At 44.5% G+C, this 20,564-nt stretch carries 20 protein-coding genes; 6 read left to right on the top strand and 14 right to left on the bottom strand.

From position 1 onward, the window contains the following. Positions 1–30 precede the first annotated feature (30 nt). The 4 genes from R7Z47_RS11025 to yacG all read left to right on the top strand — a co-directional run bounded on the left by R7Z47_RS11025 (position 31) and on the right by yacG (position 2,636). Positions 31–900 (top strand): prepilin peptidase, encoded by an 870-nt coding sequence (locus R7Z47_RS11025; RefSeq protein ID WP_158174153.1) that lies wholly within the window; start codon positions 31–33, stop codon positions 898–900. Next, the gene (coaE, locus tag R7Z47_RS11020) at positions 901–1,515 is read left to right on the top strand and encodes a dephospho-CoA kinase (RefSeq protein ID WP_017635920.1); all 615 of its coding nucleotides are present in this window, start codon (positions 901–903) and stop codon (positions 1,513–1,515) included. A gap of 27 nt (positions 1,516–1,542) precedes the next feature. Continuing rightward, the gene (gene zapD, locus R7Z47_RS11015; RefSeq protein WP_005373086.1) at positions 1,543–2,283 is read left to right on the top strand and encodes a cell division protein ZapD; all 741 of its coding nucleotides are present in this window, start codon (positions 1,543–1,545) and stop codon (positions 2,281–2,283) included. Positions 2,284–2,441: 158 nt separating this feature from the next. Beyond that, positions 2,442–2,636, top strand: coding sequence for a DNA gyrase inhibitor YacG (gene yacG / locus R7Z47_RS11010; protein ID WP_017635922.1), 195 nt, complete (start codon positions 2,442–2,444; stop codon positions 2,634–2,636). Positions 2,637–3,289: 653 nt separating this feature from the next. On the opposite strand, the gene rplS is transcribed toward yacG, so the two are convergent. The 5 genes from rplS to ffh form a co-directional block, all read right to left on the bottom strand. Then, the gene (gene rplS / locus R7Z47_RS11005) at positions 3,290–3,643 is read right to left on the bottom strand and encodes a 50S ribosomal protein L19 (protein ID WP_005379971.1); all 354 of its coding nucleotides are present in this window, start codon (positions 3,641–3,643) and stop codon (positions 3,290–3,292) included. Between the two features lie 41 nt (positions 3,644–3,684). Continuing rightward, positions 3,685–4,446 (bottom strand): tRNA (guanosine(37)-N1)-methyltransferase TrmD, encoded by a 762-nt coding sequence (trmD, locus tag R7Z47_RS11000; protein ID WP_017635923.1) that lies wholly within the window; start codon positions 4,444–4,446, stop codon positions 3,685–3,687. A 27-nt stretch (positions 4,447–4,473) separates the two neighbouring features. Beyond that, on the bottom strand, positions 4,474–5,022 hold the full coding sequence (gene rimM, locus R7Z47_RS10995; RefSeq protein ID WP_005379964.1) for a ribosome maturation factor RimM: 549 nt from the start codon (positions 5,020–5,022) through the stop codon (positions 4,474–4,476). A 29-nt stretch (positions 5,023–5,051) separates the two neighbouring features. Further along, a complete protein-coding gene (rpsP, locus tag R7Z47_RS10990; RefSeq protein WP_005379962.1) occupies positions 5,052–5,300 on the bottom strand; it encodes a 30S ribosomal protein S16 in 249 nt (82 codons plus the stop codon). Between the two features lie 209 nt (positions 5,301–5,509). Beyond that, on the bottom strand, positions 5,510–6,892 hold the full coding sequence (gene ffh, locus R7Z47_RS10985) for a signal recognition particle protein (protein ID WP_005385423.1): 1,383 nt from the start codon (positions 6,890–6,892) through the stop codon (positions 5,510–5,512). 224 nt (positions 6,893–7,116) lie between these two features. On the opposite strand from ffh, the gene R7Z47_RS10980 reads away from it, so the two are divergent. Both R7Z47_RS10980 and R7Z47_RS10975 read left to right on the top strand, forming a co-directional pair. Then, positions 7,117–7,911 carry an inner membrane protein YpjD gene (locus R7Z47_RS10980; protein ID WP_005379950.1) on the top strand — a complete coding sequence of 265 codons (795 nt, stop codon included), beginning with the start codon at positions 7,117–7,119 and terminating at the stop codon, positions 7,909–7,911. Between the two features lie 124 nt (positions 7,912–8,035). Further along, on the top strand, positions 8,036–9,316 hold the full coding sequence (locus tag R7Z47_RS10975; protein ID WP_005379948.1) for an HlyC/CorC family transporter: 1,281 nt from the start codon (positions 8,036–8,038) through the stop codon (positions 9,314–9,316). 67 nt (positions 9,317–9,383) lie between these two features. Here R7Z47_RS10975 and luxS read toward each other — a convergent pair whose 3' ends face one another. The 9 genes from luxS to R7Z47_RS10930 all read right to left on the bottom strand — a co-directional run bounded on the left by luxS (position 9,384) and on the right by R7Z47_RS10930 (position 19,936). Continuing rightward, on the bottom strand, positions 9,384–9,902 hold the full coding sequence (gene luxS / locus R7Z47_RS10970; protein ID WP_017820391.1) for an S-ribosylhomocysteine lyase: 519 nt from the start codon (positions 9,900–9,902) through the stop codon (positions 9,384–9,386). An 84-nt stretch (positions 9,903–9,986) separates the two neighbouring features. Further along, complete coding sequence (locus R7Z47_RS10965) at positions 9,987–10,592, bottom strand: hypothetical protein (RefSeq protein ID WP_169644374.1); 606 nt, start codon at positions 10,590–10,592, stop codon at positions 9,987–9,989. Between the two features lie 23 nt (positions 10,593–10,615). Next, positions 10,616–12,184, bottom strand: a complete 1,569-nt coding sequence (gene gshA, locus R7Z47_RS10960) for a glutamate--cysteine ligase (protein WP_206970625.1) — start codon at positions 12,182–12,184, stop codon at positions 10,616–10,618. Positions 12,185–12,340: 156 nt separating this feature from the next. Next, positions 12,341–15,184: a M16 family metallopeptidase gene (locus tag R7Z47_RS10955; protein WP_213968959.1), complete on the bottom strand. Its 2,844-nt coding sequence runs from the start codon at positions 15,182–15,184 to the stop codon at positions 12,341–12,343. A gap of 9 nt (positions 15,185–15,193) precedes the next feature. After that, entirely contained in the window at positions 15,194–15,655 is a 462-nt protein-coding gene (locus R7Z47_RS10950; RefSeq protein WP_005379938.1) for a YqaA family protein, read from the bottom strand. Further along, entirely contained in the window at positions 15,649–16,599 is a 951-nt protein-coding gene (locus R7Z47_RS10945; protein WP_137282360.1) for an NADP-dependent oxidoreductase, read from the bottom strand. The genes R7Z47_RS10950 and R7Z47_RS10945 overlap by 7 nt, the downstream gene beginning before the upstream one ends. Positions 16,600–16,722: 123 nt before the next feature. Next, entirely contained in the window at positions 16,723–17,853 is a 1,131-nt protein-coding gene (locus R7Z47_RS10940) for a sodium ion-translocating decarboxylase subunit beta (protein WP_005379935.1), read from the bottom strand. Positions 17,854–17,862: 9 nt separating this feature from the next. Further along, positions 17,863–19,647, bottom strand: coding sequence for a sodium-extruding oxaloacetate decarboxylase subunit alpha (gene oadA / locus R7Z47_RS10935; protein ID WP_053349862.1), 1,785 nt, complete (start codon positions 19,645–19,647; stop codon positions 17,863–17,865). Positions 19,648–19,678: 31 nt separating this feature from the next. Then, positions 19,679–19,936, bottom strand: coding sequence for an oxaloacetate decarboxylase subunit gamma (locus R7Z47_RS10930; protein WP_005379932.1), 258 nt, complete (start codon positions 19,934–19,936; stop codon positions 19,679–19,681). Positions 19,937–20,564 lie beyond the last annotated feature (628 nt).

The following is a 20,564-nucleotide window of genomic DNA, read 5'->3' as shown; positions in this document are numbered from 1 at the left end:
CTGATTTCACTCATCGCTCAAGAGACAAATATGGAAGTATTCCAGTACTACCCTTGGCTATTCGTTGTGTTTGCCACCATCTTCGGTCTGATCGTGGGTAGCTTCCTCAATGTGGTTATTTATCGACTACCTAAAATCATGGAACTAGAATGGCGACGCGAATGTGCCGAGTCATTTCCTGAATACAAAATAGAACCTCCTAAAGAAGTGCTGACCTTGAGCGTCCCACGTTCCTCCTGCCAGAAATGCGCAACACCGATACGTATTCGCGACAACATTCCTGTGATTAGCTGGCTGCTTTTAAAAGGCAAATGTCACAACTGTCAGGCAACCATTAGTGCACGCTATCCACTGATTGAACTGCTCACCGCGTTCTGTTCAGGCTTTATAGCTTATTACTTTGGTTTTAGTTACTTTACCGTTGCCCTACTCTTTTTTACTTTTATCTTAATCGCCGCAACATTTATCGATCTCGATACTATGTTGTTACCTGACCAATTAACATTACCATTAACTTGGGCTGGCATTGCCTTAGCATTAGTCGAAATAAGTCCTGTTACTCTACAAGATTCTGTCATTGGTGCTATTGCTGGTTACCTATGTCTCTGGTCCGTTTACTGGGGCTTTAAGCTACTTACTGGTAAAGAAGGAATGGGATATGGTGATTTTAAACTACTAGCAGCACTAGGGGCTTGGCTAGGTTGGCAGTCACTGCCGATGATCATTCTACTTTCTTCTGTGGTTGGCATCGTATTTGGCATCATTCAACTACGCTTGCAAAAGCAGGGAATTGAAAAAGCTTTCCCTTTCGGTCCTTACTTAGCAATTGCTGGTTGGATAAGCTTAATTTGGGGCGAGCAGATTTTAAACTGGTACTTTACTTCAGTTCTAGGAGTGTAAATGGCTTTGGTTATTGGTTTAACAGGTGGTATCGCTAGTGGAAAAACAACCGTCGCGAATCTGTTCAAACAACAATTTAAAATCGATATCGTCGATGCCGACATTGTAGCAAGAGAAGTTGTCGAGCCAGGTACTCCCGGCCTAAACGCGATTATTGAACACTTTGGTCACGATATCGTTCGTGAAGACCAAACTTTAGATCGCGCAAAGCTGAGAGAAAAAATCTTTTCGAATTCAGATGAAAAAGCATGGCTCAACGCACTGTTGCACCCGATAATTCGTGAAAAGATGATCGAAGATTTGCAGCAAGTCACTTCAGAGTATGCGTTACTTGTGGTGCCGTTGCTCGTAGAAAACAAGCTAGATAGTTTGTGTGATCGCGTTCTTGTCGTCGATGTTGAACCGAATACACAGATATCTCGCACGATGAAACGAGACAATGTGAGTGAAGATCAAGTTCGCGCCATCCTTGCCTCTCAAGCATCAAGAGAGCAAAGGCTCGCGCTTGCAGACGATGTGGTTAAGAATAATCCAAGTGACCCTGATCTTTTGCTTCAAATCACAGATTTGCACGAAAAGTACCTAGCCATGTGTAAGAAAAATCTGCGAAAATAGGAACGAAACTCACAAAGGCTTATGTCGATGACCACGCACAAATTTGAACATCCGTTAAATGAGAAAACTCGTATTTATCTAAGAGTGGAGTCTCTGCTGCGTCAGGCTCACTTGGCCTCTGGGTTTAGCGAAAATCACCAGTACCAACTGTTTTTCCGTGCGTTATTCGATATGGTTGAGATCTTCGAACAGATCCAGCTGAAAAGTGAACTGGCCAAAGATTTAGAGAAGCAACGGCTGTCGTACCGCCATTGGCTCAATGTTGATGGCGTCGATCAAGACGCATTAAATACCCTACTACAAGAGATAGATGTCGTTCATAGCCAACTGATGGGTGCAGAGCGTTTTGGTCAAGCACTAAAAGAAGATCGCTTCTTAAGCTCTATCCGCCAACGCTTTAATCTACCGGGTGGTTCATGCTGTTTTGATCTGCCAGCATTACACTACTGGCTTCATCTACCTATTGAACGTAAAAAGCGTGATGCACAACAGTGGCAAGCAAGCTTAAAGCCCTTATCTGATGCGCTTTCGTTATGGTTAAAGCTCACTAGAGAGACCGGACATTTCAAAGCTCAAATCGGTCGTGCAGGTTTCTTCCAAAGTGACGCTGATGAAGCCAACATTCTAAGACTTCACATCCCAATGGAATATGGCGTGTATCCTATGATTTCAGGCCATAAAAACCGCTTTGCGATCAAGTTCATGTCGTTTGAAAACGGTCAAGCGTGCACACAAGATATTGAATTTGAACTTGCTGTGTGCAGCTAAGACGACACTACGCCTCGCCTCCATAATCTAAAATTCAACGCTTTATTGCGCTTATATTTGATAAAATTTCGTAGCAGCAATAGCGCGTTGAATAAGCCATCTTTAATTCGTTTAGGTATACTACCCTTTAACACCAATTAGTAATGGGACGCTCAACTATGTCTAAAGTTACCATCGTTCAATGCCCACAATGTGGCGCCGACGTAGAATGGGGAGAACAAAGTCCTCATCGCCCTTTCTGCAGTAAACAATGCCAAATGATTGATTTTGGTGAATGGGCAGATGAAGAAAACACCATCCCAGGCGCACCCGATATGTCCGACAGTGATGGCTGGTCTGAAGACCAGTATTAAATTGAGACCTAGGGTAAAGGAATACCCTAGGTTCCTTCTTGGGGAATCTGAATCACGCTCCTTCGTCGCTGTCCAGAATGACGAATTTTAACCACGGTACTCTATAATCTTTGACCATCATTTCCTGTCATTCCGAGGAGCCATAGCGGCATCAGGAATCTACTCATAGCAAGGATGAAGCTAACAACTTAAACACTTACACTCTCAACTAGTAGATTCTGAATCACGCTCCTTCGTCGCTGTCCAGAATGACGGATTTTAACCACGGTACTCTGTAATCTTTGACCATCATTTCCTGTCATTCCGAGGAGCCATAGCGACATTAAGAATCAACTAACAGCAAGGATGAAGCTACAACTTAAACACTTACATTCTCAACTAGTAGATTCTGAATCACGGTCCTTCGTCGCTATCCAGAATGACGAATTTTAACCACAGTACCCAGTAATATTTGATCATCATTTCCCGTCATTCCGAGGAGCCATAGCGACATCAGGAATCTATTCACAACAAGACAGAGGCGTGGAGTGTACGTCAGTGCATGAGCATCGACAGTGCAGGTCGGGTGAAAAGAAACGAGCAAGCTAATTACACAAATAAAAAAACGGAGCCCTAAAAGGACTCCGTTTAAGATGAGAACGCTAGTTATAGCATTACTTCTTAGCAAGTTTCTCTTTGATACGAGCAGACTTACCAGAACGCTCACGTAGGTAGTACAACTTGGCACGACGTACTGCACCACGGCGTTTAACTTCGATGCTATCAACGATTGGAGAGTGTGTTTGGAACGTACGCTCAACACCTTCACCGTTAGAGATCTTACGTACAGTGAAAGCAGAGTGTAGACCACGGTTACGGATTGCGATTACAACGCCTTCGAAAGCCTGTAGACGCTCACGGTCACCTTCTTTTACCTTAACTTGAACTACAACAGTGTCACCTGGTGCAAATTTAGGTAGGTCTGATTTCATTTGCTCTTCTTCAAGAGCTTTGATGATGTTACTCATTTTTTAAATTCCTAGAATAAACTGATACTAAATAAATTAGGTTACTTTGCGTTATGTTCTTTAATGGCTTTATGCTCATTAACAAACTCAGCAAGTAATTGTTCCTGTTCGTCAGTCAGAGCTAGGTTTTCCAGGAGCTCTGGTCTTCTAAGCCAAGTACGGCCCAACGACTGCTTGAGTCGCCATTGACGAATGTCCTTGTGATTGCCTGACATCAGTACCGCTGGTACCTCTTTGTCATCCAATACTTCTGGACGCGTATAGTGAGGGCAATCTAACAAGCCATTTGCAAAAGAGTCTTCTTCTGCTGACGCGAAATCCCCTAGTACACCCGGAACAAACCGAGAGACAGCGTCGATTAACGTCATGGCTGGTATCTCACCACCCGTCATCACAAAATCACCAATCGACCATTCTTCGTCGACTTCAGATTGAATGATGCGCTCATCTACCCCTTCATAACGACCACAAATCAGAAGCAAGTTCTCATTCGTTGCCAGTTCTTCCACTCCTTTCTGGTCGAGCTTGCGACCTTGAGGAGAAAGGTAGATGACTTTCGTCTTGCCCGGTGAGGCTGCTTTCGCGGTATGAATGGCATCGCGCAAAGGCTGAACCATCATTAACATACCAGGGCCACCACCGTAAGGTCGGTCATCGACTGTGCGATGTTTGTCGTGAGTGAAATCTCTAGGATTCCAAGTCTCAATCGACAAAAGACCTTTTTTAACCGCTTGACCTGTTACTCCAAAATCAGTAACAGAACGGAACATTTCTGGAAAAAGGCTAATAACGCCAACCCACATGTTTATCTCGCTCTGTAATTTTGGAGATTAGAATCCAGGATCCCAGTCAACTTCGATCCGTTGAGCTTCGCGATCAACATTAATGATCACTTGCTCTTCAAGGAACGGGATTAATCGTTCCTTCTGCCCGAAAGCATCTTTAAGATTTGCTTTAACAACCAGAACATCGTTTGAGCCAGTTTCTAGCATGTCAGTAACGACACCTAGATCGTAACCTTTAGTAGTTACAACTTGCATCCCAAACAATTCGCGCCAGTAGAACTCATCTTCTGACAATTCAGGAAGTACCGCAGGGTCAATAGCAATTTCAAAGTTCGTCATTAGATGCGCGTCTTCACGAACATCCATGCCTTCCAGCTTAGCCACCATACCTTTGTTATGGCGCTTCCAGCTTTCTACTTTGTACTCAACCCACTTGCCCTTTTGGTTAATGTACCAAGGGCTGTAATCGAAAATGCTTTCAGCATTGTCTGTGTAGGAAAAAACCTTAAGCCAACCACGAATGCCGTAAGTAGCACCAAACTTGCCTACAACAATCTTTTCGTTGCTCATTGTTTCTTTACCTTTCATCGACATAAACTAGTTTCTACTTTTCAAGTAAAAAATTAAGCCGCTTTTTGAGCGTCTTTAACTAGCTTAGCAACACGGTCAGATACTGACGCGCCTTGACCAACCCAGTGGTTAACGCGGTCTAGGTCTAGACGTAGACCTTCTTCTTGACCTTTAGCAGTTGGGTTGAAGAAACCAACTTTCTCGATGAAACGGCCAGTTGCAGCGTTGCGGCTGTCCGCTACTACGATTTGATAAAATGGACGCTTTTTAGCGCCGTGACGTGCCAAACGAATGGTTACCATGTCGTCCTCTTTGCTTTCTCAAAAATAAAATTAACCCCAAAAACCATTCAAGAAATTAAACAGTTTGGGGTCTCGTGCCAAAATAAAGCTCCGGAATTTTACTCTTCTCCCGGAGCAATGCAAGGAGTTTAGTTACTTTTTCACCAACATAAATTGAATTTAAAGTTTGTGACGTACCTAACACCCTGAATCTATGCGTGATCGATTAATTAACGACCAAATGGGTTGAAGCCACCGCCACCACCCATGCCGCCCATCATGCCTTGCATGTTGCGCATCATGCCTTTCATGCCACCTTTTTGCATCTTTTTCATCATTTTCTGCATTTGGGTGAACTGTTTTAGTAAGCGGTTTACATCTTGAACCTGCACACCAGAACCAGCCGCGATACGCTTCTTGCGCGAGCCCTTGATAATTTCTGGGCGTTGACGTTCTTTCATTGTCATGGAGCTGATGATCGCTTCCATCTGTTTGAACATCTTGTCATCGACTTTATCTTTCACATTGTCTGGTAGCTGGGACATTCCTGGAAGCTTATCCATCATCCCCATCATGCCGCCCATGTTTTGCATCTGGCCTAGCTGTTCACGGAAATCTTCAAGGTCGAAACCTTTCTTCTCTTTGAACTTCTTCGCTAACTTTTCTGCCTTTTCTTGGTCAACGTTGCGTTGTAGGTCTTCAATCAAAGACAGAACGTCACCCATGCCAAGAATACGTGAAGCAACACGATCTGGGTGGAACGGTTCTAGCGCGTCAGTTTTTTCACCGACACCCAAGAATTTGATTGGTTTGCCCGTGACATGGCGTACTGAAAGTGCCGCACCACCACGAGCATCACCATCAACCTTAGTTAGAACTACACCGGTAAGAGGTAGCGCATCGCCAAAGGCTTTTGCTGTATTTGCTGCGTCTTGACCCGTCATGGCGTCAACAACAAATAGCGTTTCTACTGGGTTGATAGCTGCGTGAAGATCTTTGATCTCCCCCATCATCTCTTCATCAATTGCCAAACGACCTGCGGTATCGACAATAAGTACGTCGTAGAATTTTTTCTTCGCATGGTCAATCGCTGCATTGGCGATATCAATAGGCTTTTGGTCTGGTGATGATGGGAAGAAGTCAACACCGATGTCTGATGCCAGTGTTTCAAGCTGCTTGATTGCCGCAGGACGGTAAACGTCGGCAGACACAACCAAAACTTTCTTCTTGTCACGTTCTTTTAGAAGCTTAGATAACTTACCTACCGATGTGGTTTTACCCGCACCTTGTAGACCTGCCATAAGAAGCACAGCAGGTGGTTGAGCGGCAAGGTTTAGCGCCTCATTCGACTCCCCCATTACGGCTTCAAGTTCTGTTTGAACGATCTTGATAAATTCCTGACCTGGAGTCAGAGATTTAGAAACTTCTACGCCCACCGCTTTTTCTTTAACGCGGTTCACAAATTCACGAACGACCGGAAGCGCAACGTCAGCTTCAAGTAGAGCCATTCGGACTTCACGTAGGGTTTCTTTAATGTTGTCTTCGGTCAGACGACCTTTGCCACTGATATTTTTCAGCGTTTTGGATAATCGATCCGTTAAATTCTCAAACATCTTTGTCTCTTCGCTAAAATGGCGATTAATTAGTGTGAGTATACATTAGCCAAGGTCTGAGTCATACCCGTACCGCTGTCCTATTCTTGTCTCTATTTATATATGGTGCGGTAACTTATTAATTTCAATATCTCATCTCTCACGATTGATGTCGGATATAACGTAGCCCCAAAGTGTAATGCAAGGTATAATTTCTCCATCGTGCACAATAATATTTAGGATTCATGGATAGCTTAATAGCCATCGCGGCCGCCATACTTTATGTCTTGGCGATTGCGACCATCATACCCGGACTCTCACAACAGTCAGGAATCAAAGCAAAAACAGTGTTTGCTAGTGCTGCCTGTGCGCTTGTTTTTCATGCGTGGATTTTGAGTGATCTGATCTTTGATGGTTCAGGTCAAAACCTGAGTATTCTCAACGTGGCTTCTTTGATCAGTTTTATTATTTCTCTGGTCATGAGCCTTGCTATGTTGAAAAACCGACTGTGGTTTTTATTGCCTGTCGTTTATAGCTTTGCTGCCATCAATTTATCTGCTGCCACATTTTTGCCAAGCACGTTTATAAAGCACCTAGAGAATGACCCTAAGCTACTCATTCATATTTCATTTGCGCTCTTCTCATACGCGACTTTAACTATCGGGGCACTCTATGCGCTTCAGTTGGCTTGGCTGGATCACAAACTGAAAGCAAAAAAATCTTTGGCGATTAACCCAAACCTGCCGCCTCTATTAATGGTGGAGCGTCAACTCTTCAAAATTATTTTGATCGGTAACTTATTGTTAACTGCCACGCTCATTACTGGCTTTGTCTTTGTGCAGGATATGTTTGCCCAAGGTAAGGCACATAAGGGCATTCTTTCTTTCATCGCTTGGGTGGTGTACTCAATACTGCTTTGGGGTCACTATCAAAAAGGCTGGCGTGGTAGAAAAGTCACATGGTTCGCTGTTGCAGGAGCAACACTGTTAACTCTGGCATATTTTGGCAGTCGCTTTGTAAAAGAAATCATCTTGAATTAAGGAGCTCTAGGGCTCCTATCCTTTATATTTTAAGCTAGATAAAATACAGTACGCCTTAACTCTTTGACTTAACGGACTTACTCAACCGTTATATAACCCAATACTTACAAGGAACAGCAACGTTTTGGACGACATCTCTACGGGTATCTTGTTTGCGCTACTCGCGTGTCTTATCGTCATATCAGGTTACTTTTCCGGTTCAGAAACAGGGATGATGTCTCTGAATCGTTATCGCTTAAAACACTTAGCCAAAAACGGGCATAAGGGTGCTAAGCGAGTCGAAAGACTATTAGACCGTCCAGATCGTTTGATTGGTCTTATTCTTATCGGCAACAACCTCGTTAATATTCTCGCGTCCGCGATCGCGACCATTATTGGTATGCGTTTGTATGGTGATTTAGGTGTCGCTATCGCAACCGGTGCACTAACTATGGTTGTATTGGTTTTTGCCGAGGTTACCCCTAAAACAATTGCAGCGCTTTACCCTGAACGTGTGTCCTACGCGAGCAGTATATTATTGACCATACTGATGAAGTTACTGTCGCCTTTAGTGATGCTTGTTAACTTTATTACGAATGGCTTTATCCGCTTACTTGGTGTAAGAGCGGATCACTCAGCAGAAGATCATCTTAGCTCCGATGAGCTGCGTACGGTGGTAAATGAAGCTGGCGGTTTGATCCCTCGCCGACACCAAGACATGCTAGTGTCTATTTTAGATCTTGAGCACGTCACCGTGAACGACATTATGGTCCCACGCAATGAAATTACCGGTATTGATATTAACGACGACTGGAAATCCATTGTTCGCCAGCTAACCCACTCACCACATGGACGCATAGTTTTCTATCGTGACCAAATTGATGAAGTGGTTGGCATGCTGCGCTTGCGTGAAGCTTATCGTCTGATGTTGGAAAAGAACGAATTCAACAAAGAAACGCTATTACGTGCTGCTGATGAGGTCTATTACATCCCAGAAGGCACACCACTGAACGTGCAAATGTTAAAATTCCAACGTAACAAGCAACGTATCGGTCTGATCGTGGATGAGTACGGTGATATCATCGGTCTAATCACTCTTGAAGATATTCTGGAAGAGATCATTGGTGAGTTCACGACGTCCATTTCTCCAAGCCTCTCTGATGAAATCAGTCCTCAAGGTGACGGAAGCTTTCTTATTGAAGGCAGCACCAATATCCGAGATATCAACAAAGGCCTGAAATGGGATTTACCAACGGATGGCCCGAGAACGCTAAACGGGCTCATTTTAGAACACTTGGAAGATATTCCTGAGAGCCATCTAAGTGTGAGAGTAGCGGGTCACCCAATGGAACTTGTTGAGATTGAAGAGAACCGAATCAAGCTCGTTCGTGTTTATCCGAAGAAGAAAAAATCGACATCCAAATAACCAAAAGAAAAGCCTGACTCATGTCAGGCTTTTTACTTATTGGGGCAATATGCTTCTTAATGAGCACCTAGTCGATGCGCAACTCTTTTAACATCGACTCAGGCAAAGCAAGTTCATCATTTTTGTTCACCGAAACACCAGCATCCAAAATGTTCTTTGCGATCTGTTGTGCTTCTTTTAAAGAGTGCATTGCTGCCGTGCCGCATTGGTATTCGTTAAGTTCAGGGATCTTATTCTGACTTTCTACCTTCAGCACATCTTCCATTGCTGCAATCCACGCATCTGCGACTTGCTGCTCTGATGGTGTGCCAATCAGGCTCATGTAAAAACCTGTGCGGCAACCCATAGGCGAAATATCGATGATCTCAACAGAATCACCGTTTAGGTGATTACGCATAAAGCCTGCATAAAGGTGCTCTAGGGTGTGAATACCTTTTTCAGAAAGAATGTCTTTGTTTGGCGCAGTAAAGCGTAAGTCGAAAACAGTAATCGTATCCCCTTTTGGGGTCTGCATGGTTTTCGCCACTCGTACAGCGGGTGCATTCATACGAGTGTGGTCCACGGTAAAACTATCGAGTAAAGGCATTACATCTCTCCTGATTGTAACTCCAGTACCTTTCGGTAATGGATAAATGTCATTCATCCCTACAGCACATGAACAGACTGTGGGCTAAAAGAACCAGCTGCTGTTGTCTTCTAATTCCTGACGACATTGCTTCAGCTGCCAGCCATAAGTTTTCGCTGTTTGTTCAACACGTCGAGCGACTTTGATTAAACTAGGCTTTCGATTATAAGTACCTCGCTTATACCCACCTCGCCCTTCATGATAAGCCAGATACTGGTTATAGGGATCCCATAATGAAATCCCTAGCTGACGCCGTGTTTCATGAGTGTACCAACCGACAAACATCATAGAATCATCGAAGTTGGTACGAGAGCCACCCTGACCTGTCGCATCTTGGAAGTCTTCCCAAGCAGGGTCTTGAGCTTGAGCGTAACCATACGCACTGCTGACTCGTCCCCAAGGAATAAACCCTAGCAAATAATCTTTAGGTGGTTTTGCATCGTGCCGAAAGCTGCTTTCTTGTTTAATGATGGCCATAGCGACATGAATAGGGGTCCCCCATTCAGCTTCCATATCTTTGGCATCATCGTACCAACCGGATTTCTCTCGGAATATCTCGCATAAGTTATTCTGCTGCTTTGGCGGTGCCGTAGCACAACCTGCAAGTAACACGCTTCCAAGTACCGCTACTACTAACGACTTAATGTTCAACCCCACCAATCCTTAGTTAGTCATTACTGCTTCAGGTAAGCAAAGTAATCTTCCAAAAAATCATCAAAAGAAAGCGTGTCACTCTGCTCTGCTTGCTTTTGTTTTTCCACGGACGACGCTACTTCCGTTTCCATCGTATCTTGTGAATAGTACTGATAACCGTGAGCTAGGTTTTCATCACGGTACTTCATACCAAGAGTACAACCAACTTTACCTAGCCCACCCAGCTCTTTCGTTAGCTCTAATAGTTGACCAGAGATCGTTAGTTCTGGGTTATCAATCCATGTCTCGAGTTGATTACACACATCTTGGTATGCACTGCCACCAGCGGTCATATCCATTTGCTGTGCTATTTGACGTAACTCGACGAAAACTCGGTGTGCCCAATCTTGTAGAGATAGACGTTCACCTTGACAACCAATTTGCAGCATTAGACCTTTTTCACGGCCAGAAACAATGACTTTATTCCAGTTATCGCGCCAACACTCTAATTCACAGTTATCCATAGGATCTGAGTCTGACAAGGCCGCCCAGGTAAGGAAGAGATCCAAGAATCGTACTTGCTCTTCATTTAAGCCCACTGCGCTGAATGGGTTAACATCTAGAGAACGAACTTCAATGTATTCGACACCACCGCGTCGTAACGCATCTGAAGGCTTCTCACCACTTTTCGATACACGTTTTGGACGAATCGGAGCGTACAGTTCATTCTCAATTTGTAAGATATTGGAATTAAGCTGGCGGTATTCACCATCCACTTTTACCCCAATTTTCGCAAACTCTTCTGATGGGTGGCGAATCGCATCACTCAAACCATCGAGGTATTGGTCAATGCTGTTAAAACCAATTTTCAGCACACTTTGAGCACTATTGGTATAGCCAAGATCGCTCAAACGCAAAGACGTCGACTTCGGCAAATATAATGTCCCGCCAATCTTCTCGAATGGCAGATCGGTTTCACGACCTTGAATAAAAGAGCCACATAACGCTGGTGATGCACCAAAGAAGTAGGGAATCATCCAGCCAAAGCGGTAGTAATTACGGATCAACGCAAAGTACGCATCAGACTTAGCATCTTGGCGGGCTTGTTCATCTTGCTCGCCATAGAGCGCATCCCAAAATGTTTCAGGAAACGAGAAGTTAAAGTGGACACCTGAAATAATTTGCATCAGGCTGCCATAACGACGCTTTAGGCCTTCTCGGTACAACGTTTTCATTTTCGCTGCATTCGAAGAGCCATACTGGGCTAACTGAATATCATCCTCTGAGTCTACGTAGCACGGCATTGATAGTGGCCACATTTTCTCTTCACCCATTTTGGTTTGAGTGAAATGATGGATATCTTTCAGCTGTGCCATCAGTTCTGGAATTTCATGTGACACAGGCGTAATGAACTCTAACAATGATTCCGAAAAATCCGTTGTGATCCATTGATTTGTGAACGCAGAGCCTAACCCTTCAGGATGAGGAGTTGTAGCTAGATGTCCATCCTGACGATAGCGCAAAGTTTCTCGCTCAACACCGCGTCCAAACTGCTTAAATACTTCGGGGTTTGATGCAACTTTTTTTAGTCGCGCAGCAAAATCAGTCAAAATGAGGTTCGCTTATATTGGGAGCAGGACACTTGTTACATAACACAAGTGTAAGCTAAGTTATTGATAGTTAATGCATCTAGATAAATAACCCACGAAAAGTTGCTTATCTAGATGAATAGCGGAGAAACGTTTCTCCGCTATTAAATGTGTACTCTATCGAATGATTTCAAGCTCTTCTACGTCTTTCCCCAACTTTTCTAATTGAGGACGCAACGATTTAGCATCACCAACGACGATAATTTGATAGTCATTTGGATCAAACCATTTCTGAGCCAGCGCATTCAACGTCTGCTTATCAACTTTTTCTACGATAGCGTTTCTTTGCTGCAAGTAATCATGATCGAGGTTGTACTTAAGAATATCACTGATGAGCTCCGCTTTTTGTGTTGGCGTTTCATATTTCAGTGCATCTTTTTGACCGACCGCTTGACGCATAAATTTCATCTCTTCATCAGTAATACCTGACTGCGAGTATTCATTTAGCTCATTTTCCATCTCAATGATCGAAGCAACCGTTGCATCCGCTCGTACTTGCGCGGTGAAAACCACCGAGCCTGTTTCTGGATTACCAGAGAAGTAGCCGTAAGCACCGTATGTGTAACCCTTGTCTTCACGTAGATTTTGGTTAATGCGGCTATTGAAGTTCCCAGCTAAGTTGAAGTTTGCCAGTTGGCTTAGGTAAAAATCGCCCGTTGCGTCGTAAGGCATACCTTGACGAACCATCATGACCACACTTTGCGGCGCTCCTGGTTTATCAACAAGATGGATCTTTTGCTCACCTAATGCAGCAATGCTTTGCGGTGCATACAATGGCGCAGCTTCATCTTGCCAGTTTTTCCAGAACGTCAGTTGCTGCTCAATTTCCTGTTTATTGATGTCACCAACAACGACGATTTGCGCACTTTGTGGCGTGTAATGCTTCGAGTAGAATTCACGGACATCATCCAACGTTAATGCACTGACACCTGCTTGCGTGCCGTCTTTTGGTCGAGCAAAAACCGAATCCCCATAGAGCACCTGACGACTCGCTTGTGACGCCATCCAACTTGGATTTTGGTGCTCATATACCAGGCCTTCTAGCGCTTGCATTTTTACACGCTCGAAATCATCTTGATTAAATGCAGGAGACAGCAACATCTCTTCGACAATTTTTAACGTCGGCTCTAAGTTCTTTTCTAGAGCAGAAACACTGATGTTTGTTGTATAACCTGTGGCATTAACAGAGATAACACTACCTAGTTTATCAAGCTCAGCTTGAATCTCTTCGACACTGCGTTTCGTTGTACCTTCTTGCAACATCGCAGCGGTCAATTGGGCAAGACCTTCTTTACCCTTTTCAACAAAACGTGTCCCTGCAGGTAAACTAAATTGCATCATCACCGTCGGCGTTTCATCGCTAACTGCACCAAGCAGCTCTGAGCCATTCTTGAAATGTAACTCGTACAGCTCTGGCATCGTCGCTTTCACTGGTTCTCCTACTGGCGGTTGCACTGAGCGATCGAAGTTATCGGTCGCACGACGATACGCCAATTGGTCATCGGAAATCTTCTCATATTCTGGCAACGTACGCTTTGGTGTCACAAAGGTCGCAGGTTTTACGACAAGGTCTGTTTTTCCTTTTGGGACCACGCTTAGGGTCACTTTGTTCTTACCTTGGATAAAGTCCGTATACGCTTTTTCTACCGAAGTCGGCGTAACTGCACGGATTTGTTCAAGCTGTTGCTCAAGACGATCAGGATCGCCGAAAAATGTCTCGTTGGAAGCCAACTGAGTCACTTTACCTTTAACGCTTTCTAGCGCAAAAATAGCATCCGCTTCCGCTTTACCCTTCAACTGCTCAAGGCGATCTTCTGTCACGCCTTTTTCCGCAAACTGATTCAGTGATTGTAAAAGCTCGTCGTACAGTTTTGATAGGTCGCCTTTATCTCCAGAATCACCCATTGCGTAAACGTAAAAGTTACACGCCAGTTCAGCACAGTCATGGAATGAACCAGCATCGACCGCTTTTTGAGTCTTCACTAGGTCTTGATAGAGCACGCTGTTGGTACCGCCACCCAATACTTCTGATAATGTATCGAGAGACGCTTGGCTTTCTTCGCCATTGTAGGTTGTTGGCCACGCGATCATCACCATAGGTTGTTGAATACGATCTTCTAGAGTGATGTATTTATCTTCTTGCAGTTTTGCAGGTTGTTTCGGCGCATTTTCAACCTCAGGACCACGAGGAATCGAACCGAAGTACTTATTTACCCACTCTAGAGTTTGTTCAACGTCTAAGTCACCACCGATCGTGATAGTCGCATTGTTTGGGCCATACCAACGCAAGAAAAACGCTTTGAGGTCGTTCACATCAACACGATCAAGATCTTCAACATAACCAATGGTTTGCCACGAATACGGATGACCTTCAGGATATAGCGCTTCGGACATGCGCTCCCAAATTAAGCCATAAGGACGATTATCGTAACGCTGAGCTCGCTCATTTTTTACAGTCGAACGCTGAATTTCAAATTTGCGTTGAGAAACCGCATCCAACAAAAAGCCCATACGGTCAGACTCTAACCACAGCATTTTCTCGAGCTGGTTAGCAGGGACAGTTTCAAAGTAGTTAGTACGATCGCGGTTTGTAGTACCATTTAATGTGCCGCCAGCCTCCGTGATGATTTTGAAGTGCTCTTGGTCACCAACGTTCTCTGAACCTTGGAACATCATGTGCTCAAAGAAATGCGCAAAACCAGACTTACCCACTTCTTCACGAGCTGAACCAACATGGTAAGTCACATCCACATGGACCAATGGGTCAGAATCTTCAGGAGCTAAGATCACCGTTAAACCATTATCGAGTTTATACTTTTGGTATGGAATCTTAACTTTGCCTTCTTCAGCTTTCGATGACTCAACGAAAGTTACCCCTTTCGGCAGTGATGAAACTGGCGTATTTGATGCGCAGCCCGTGATCACCAACAGTGAACACGCGCCAACCCAAAACATCTTCATGTACTTTCCTTAAAATAATCCGAGATAGATGGCCGCAAGTAAGCTATACCTAGCAGCCTTTCCTAAAAATATTAAAATCACGCAAGGCAGAAACTTCATTCTTAGCCACCCTGCGGCTAAACACAGCGGGTCTCCTATTACAGGTAACCAGCTAAAAAATAACCCCCAATAGCCATACTTAGAGAGCCACTTTAATGCGGTATGACCGTGCTTTTCCTCTTGTGCTTTGTTGGGAATCCACAAGCCAAGCCAATAATTTGTTAAGCCACCAAGCGTATTACCGATAGTAGCGACCATAACAATTGAAGAAACGGAGTATTGATTTAATGAGAGAGTGGCAACTAAGCCCGCTTCAGAACCACCAGGCAACAACGTGGCACTGAGAAAACCGGTCATGAAAAGCACCCATAATGCTGAATCTGAAAACCAAAGCGCTAAACTTTCAAAACTCGTGTTAAATGCTTCTAGCATGTCATATCAAGCAACACCTTGCCTCTGGTTCTTCCTGATTCGACCTGCTGGTGAGCACCAATGACATCACTCATAGGATAAACCTGTTGAATTTCAGTCTTCAGTAAGCCAACGCCGACCATGTACAACAAGGTATCTAACTGCGCAGGGTCTGGTTCAACCAACATGCCACTAGCCTCAAAGCCTAGGAGTTTGGCTTTTTCACAAATCAGCTCAGCAGTTATGGTTGGAACGGTGATGACTCTCGCATTATCTTTCAGGCATTTAAGCGCATCTAACGCAGCATCTCCGCCTACTAAATCAATCAAAACATCAACATCTTCAACACGTTCTGACACTGGTGCAAATTGATAGTTCACTGCATGAGCACCGAGCGTCGCAAGGTAATCTAAATTTCGTTCACTGCAGGTTGTAAAGACTTCCGCTTTCGTCGCGATCGCAATTTGTACCGCGAGGTGTCCAACACCACCGGCTCCAGCGAGGATAAGTACGCGATCGTTTTCATTCACATTAGCCTTACTGAGAGCTTGTGCCGCAGTTTGTCCCGCCAACGGTAATGCAGCAGCTGCCTCTAAAGTGACAGAGCTAGGAACATGACTTAACTCAGTTTCTGGAACACATATGTATTGACTGTAACCACCGCCTCGAACTGGGAAACCAATAAATCCAGCCACCTCATCACCTTCATTAAAACGTGATACCCCCTCTCCACAAGACATCACTTTTCCTGAGATGTCGTAACCTGGCACCCAAGGTAAATTATCCTTATTCTGCGCTGCCGCCCAACCGAGCCCAGCTCGAGTTTTGACATCAATAGGATTTACGCCTGAAAAAGCGACTTTTACTAAGACTTCACCAGGCTGTGGTGATGGTGTAGAAGCATGTTGAATCGCGAGTACGTTGGCATCACCAAACTCAGTGATAACGATCTGTTTGTGTTCCATAAACCATTCCCTGCAAGAAAACAAAAAGGGATGCGAAAGCATCCCTTTGACTATAAACCATTTTGTTAACCTAAGTTAATCGTGATTTTGTAAATTGGTTGATCATTCCATTTTCAATAATGTCTAACCAACAAGTGCTAACAATATACCAGCCGCAACGGCTGAACCCAGCACACCAGCAACGTTTGGTCCCATCGCATGCATTAACAAAAAGTTTTGCGGGTTAGCTTGTAAACCAACTTTGTTTACGACTCGCGCGGCCATTGGTACCGCAGAAACGCCAGCCGCACCAATAAGTGGGTTGATGTCTTCTTTCGAGAACTTGTTAAGCAGTTTCGCCATCAGGACGCCCGCACCAGTACCGATACTAAATGCAACTGCGCCTAACCCCAAGATACCTAACGTTTCTAGGTTCAAGAACTGCTCAGCTTGCAGCTTAGAACCAACACCAAGACCTAAAAAGATAGTCACTATGTTGATCAATTCATTTTGAGCAGTTTTCGATAAACGATCGACCACACCAGCTTCACGCATCAAGTTACCCAAACAGAACATACCAACCAATGGCGTAGCTGAAGGTAAGAACAGAATCGTCATCAGTAATACAGCAAGCGGGAAGATGACTTTCTCCCATTTACCAACATGACGAAGCTGAGCCATCTTAATTTGACGTTCTTCCTTGGTTGTCAGTGCTTTCATGATTGGTGGTTGGATGATCGGCACCAATGCCATATAGCTGTATGCCGCGACTGCAATCGCACCTAGCAGATCTGGAGAGAGCTTACTCGCTAAGAAAATCGCTGTCGGCCCATCAGCACCACCGATGATCGCGATAGACGAAGCATCTGCCATGGAGAACTCCATGCCAGGTACATAGTTGAGCAAAATAGCGCCAAACAGTGTTGCAAAAATACCAAACTGCGCAGCCGCACCTAACCACAACGTTTTTGGGTTTGCGATCAAAGCACCAAAGTCGGTCATCGCGCCCACACCCATGAAGATCAATAGCGGGAACACACCCGATTCAATCCCAATGTAGTAAACGTAGTAGAGCAAGCCACCAGGCTCAGTAAAGCCAGCATTTGGAATATTCGCCAAAATAGCACCGAAACCAATCGGCAATAACAGTAAAGGTTCAAATCCTTTTTTAATTGCCAAAAACAGCAAAGTACAACCAACCAGCATCATACAGATTTGGCCGAACTCGAAGTTAGCGATCCCTGTTTCTGCCCAAAGGGTTAACAATCCGTCCATGATACTCCCTTACGCCAGGCTCAACAGAGGCGCACCTACTGTGACAGCATCGCCTTCTTTAACGTTCAGCTCTTGAACCACACCACCACGCGCCGCTCGTACTTCAGTTTCCATTTTCATCGCTTCAAGGATGAGCAATACATCGCCTTCAGCTACCTCAGCACCAGGCTGAACATTCACTTTGAAGATGTTACCTGCAAGAGGAGCTGGTACCGCTTCTGCTGAAGCATTAGAAGGTGCGCTAGGTGTAGCCGATTTTGCCGGTGCATTAGAAGGAGCAACAGATGTCAGTTCACCTTGAGGGCCAACTTCCACCTCATACACCTGCCCGTCAACACGTACACTATAAGTTTCTACACCACCAGTTGCCGGTTGAGCTACAGGTACAGCAGGCTTCGCAGCTTCTAGCGTTGGTGCAGGCTCAAATGCTTCTGGGTTTTCACGATTCTTAAGGAACTTAAGCCCAACTTGAGGGAAAAGTGCATAAGTGAGTACGTCATCAACACGCTCACTTGCTAGCTTAATGCCTTCTGATTTCGCTTTCTCCATCAGATCAACCGTAAGCGTCTCCATTTCAGGCTCAAGTAAATCGGCAGGACGACAGGTAATTGGCTCTTTACCATCAAGTACTTTCGCTTGCAGTTCTGCATTTAACTCGGCTGGCGCTTGACCGTACTCACCTTTCAATAGGCCAGCGGTTTCCTTGGTAATACTCTTATAGCGCTCGCCAGTAAGAACGTTAATCACCGCTTGCGTACCGACGATCTGTGAAGTTGGAGTCACCAATGGAATGAAACCAAGATCTTCACGTACACGAGGGATCTCTTCTAATACTTCATCAATGCGATCCGCAGCGCCCTGCTCTTTCAACTGGCCTTCCATATTGGTCAGCATACCACCAGGCACTTGAGCAATCAGGATGCGTGAATCGACTCCTTTTAACTGGCCTTCCCACTTCGCATACTTCTTACGTACCTCACGGAAATATGCGGCGATAGGTTCCAGTTGCTCGAGTTTCAAATTGGTATCTCGCTCGGTGCCTTCTAGCATAGCGACTACCGTTTCAGTCGGTGTATGACCGTAAGTACAACTCATTGAAGAAATCGCAGTATCGAGAATATCAATACCGGCTTCTACTGCTTTTACCGCTGTTGCTGTAGACAGCCCCGTTGTGGCATGACAATGAAGTGCCAATGGCACATCACAAGACGCTTTGATACGCGTGATAAGCTCTTCCGCTTCATAAGGCTTAAGTAAGCCAGACATATCTTTAATACACAGCGAGTGACAACCTAAATCCTCTAGGCGTTTTGCCAAGTCAACCCAAGTGTCTGCGTTATGCACTGGGCTCGTTGTGTAAGACAACGTACCTTGAGCATGCGCACCAACATCAACCGTTGCTTTAACGGCTTTCTGGAAGTTTCGCACGTCATTCATTGCATCAAAAATACGGAATACATCCATGCCGTTAGCATGCGCGCGTTCAACAAACTTTTCTACTACGTCGTCGGCATAATGGCGGTATCCTAAAAGGTTTTGACCACGCAGTAGCATTTGCATTGGTGTATTAGGCATCGCTTTTTTTAGTTCACGTAAACGCTCCCAAGGGTCTTCCCCTAAGAATCGAATACAAGAATCAAATGTTGCACCACCCCAAGTCTCTAGAGACCAGTAACCAACCTTATCCAACTCAGCTGCGATAGGCAGCATATCCTCAATACGCATACGCGTAGCAAATAGTGATTGATGGGCATCACGAAGGACCACATCAGTAATAGCTAGTGGTTTAGACATGCTCTTAAACTCCTTTTTAATCCTAGTTCGGCTACTTCGCGAATGAGGCGCGATGTTTATGAATCGCAGCCGAGATCGCCGCCACTACTTGTGGACTAACAGCTGAAGAGGTTGATTGAATATTAGTGTTTGTTTTTGGTGCTGCGATCGGCTCTGGTACTTCTTCTGGTACCAATTTCGACATTAACCGAACGAGATAAACAAGAATAGTGAGGAAAATAAATACGACCGCCATCCCCGTTAGCATCAGGGTGGCCGCATCTACTAGCAGGCTTCCTATATTAGTCATGTTGCTTCCTTTCTTTGTCATCCTGACAACGTGCAGGACTTTAATAGTGTCAAATCCCGACCCATGGATTATCTCGATTGGTTAAATTTTGTCAATTTTGTTTAAGGAAGGTTTGTAGTAATCCTGATAAATGATTATTTATTCACTACCCAGATCACAGTTCATGACAAAATAATCACTTCAAATCGCTATCACCTTACGAACAGAGTAAAGGAGGACATAAATAAAAACTGCGATTTAGATTTCAAAATCAAATCGGGACTCACGCAGTAAAAACCAACAAAAACAAAAAGATGAACAAGATTAACAATAAATAAACAAATAACAAACAAAGTGACCACATGAGAGTGATTGAAATGAAAAATGGAAGTCAGTGTATAGGAGGGATAATCAGGATGATTTCACACGATGCGACAGAAGCTTGATAGCAAATTGCTTAGATACGCACATATTCGCTTTTAAAAAAGAGGAACATAGGCTCTAGTGATCCTACGCCATATTTCAGATGTCTAGATACAAAAAAGCCTCGCAATTGCGAGGCTGTTTCAATGAGTGGCGCGTCCTGGAGGATTCGAACCTCCGACCGCCTGGTTCGTAGCCAGGTACTCTATCCAGCTGAGCTAAGGAC

The sequence above is a fragment of the Vibrio sp. 1641 genome (assembly GCF_033339995.1).
In the GTDB taxonomy this organism is placed as follows: domain Bacteria; phylum Pseudomonadota; class Gammaproteobacteria; order Enterobacterales; family Vibrionaceae; genus Vibrio; species Vibrio alginolyticus.
The sequence above is the reverse complement of the archived record's forward strand: the minus strand, read 5'-3'. Positions and strand labels throughout refer to the sequence as shown.

What these genes read in the sequence shown, in the direction of transcription:
- rplS (WP_005379971.1), bottom strand. Translation starts at nt 3,643, where the DNA reads ATGAGTAACATCATCAAAGCTCTTGAAGAAGAGCAAATGAAATCAGAC.
- R7Z47_RS10945 (WP_137282360.1), bottom strand. Translation starts at nt 16,599, where the DNA reads ATGGAACACAAACAGATCGTTATCACTGAGTTTGGTGATGCCAACGTA.
- yacG (WP_017635922.1), top strand. Translation starts at nt 2,442, where the DNA reads ATGTCTAAAGTTACCATCGTTCAATGCCCACAATGTGGCGCCGACGTA.
- R7Z47_RS10950 (WP_005379938.1), bottom strand. Translation starts at nt 15,655, where the DNA reads ATGCTAGAAGCATTTAACACGAGTTTTGAAAGTTTAGCGCTTTGGTTT.
- trmD (WP_017635923.1), bottom strand. Translation starts at nt 4,446, where the DNA reads ATGTGGGTTGGCGTTATTAGCCTTTTTCCAGAAATGTTCCGTTCTGTT.
- rimM (WP_005379964.1), bottom strand. Translation starts at nt 5,022, where the DNA reads ATGTCGATGAAAGGTAAAGAAACAATGAGCAACGAAAAGATTGTTGTA.
- R7Z47_RS10980 (WP_005379950.1), top strand. Translation starts at nt 7,117, where the DNA reads ATGGATAGCTTAATAGCCATCGCGGCCGCCATACTTTATGTCTTGGCG.
- R7Z47_RS10930 (WP_005379932.1), bottom strand. Translation starts at nt 19,936, where the DNA reads ATGACTAATATAGGAAGCCTGCTAGTAGATGCGGCCACCCTGATGCTA.
- luxS (WP_017820391.1), bottom strand. Translation starts at nt 9,902, where the DNA reads ATGCCTTTACTCGATAGTTTTACCGTGGACCACACTCGTATGAATGCA.
- R7Z47_RS10940 (WP_005379935.1), bottom strand. Translation starts at nt 17,853, where the DNA reads ATGGACGGATTGTTAACCCTTTGGGCAGAAACAGGGATCGCTAACTTC.
- ffh (WP_005385423.1), bottom strand. Translation starts at nt 6,892, where the DNA reads ATGTTTGAGAATTTAACGGATCGATTATCCAAAACGCTGAAAAATATC.
- R7Z47_RS10955 (WP_213968959.1), bottom strand. Translation starts at nt 15,184, where the DNA reads ATGAAGATGTTTTGGGTTGGCGCGTGTTCACTGTTGGTGATCACGGGC.
- oadA (WP_053349862.1), bottom strand. Translation starts at nt 19,647, where the DNA reads ATGTCTAAACCACTAGCTATTACTGATGTGGTCCTTCGTGATGCCCAT.
- rpsP (WP_005379962.1), bottom strand. Translation starts at nt 5,300, where the DNA reads ATGGTAACCATTCGTTTGGCACGTCACGGCGCTAAAAAGCGTCCATTT.
- coaE (WP_017635920.1), top strand. Translation starts at nt 901, where the DNA reads ATGGCTTTGGTTATTGGTTTAACAGGTGGTATCGCTAGTGGAAAAACA.
- zapD (WP_005373086.1), top strand. Translation starts at nt 1,543, where the DNA reads ATGACCACGCACAAATTTGAACATCCGTTAAATGAGAAAACTCGTATT.
- R7Z47_RS11025 (WP_158174153.1), top strand. Translation starts at nt 31, where the DNA reads ATGGAAGTATTCCAGTACTACCCTTGGCTATTCGTTGTGTTTGCCACC.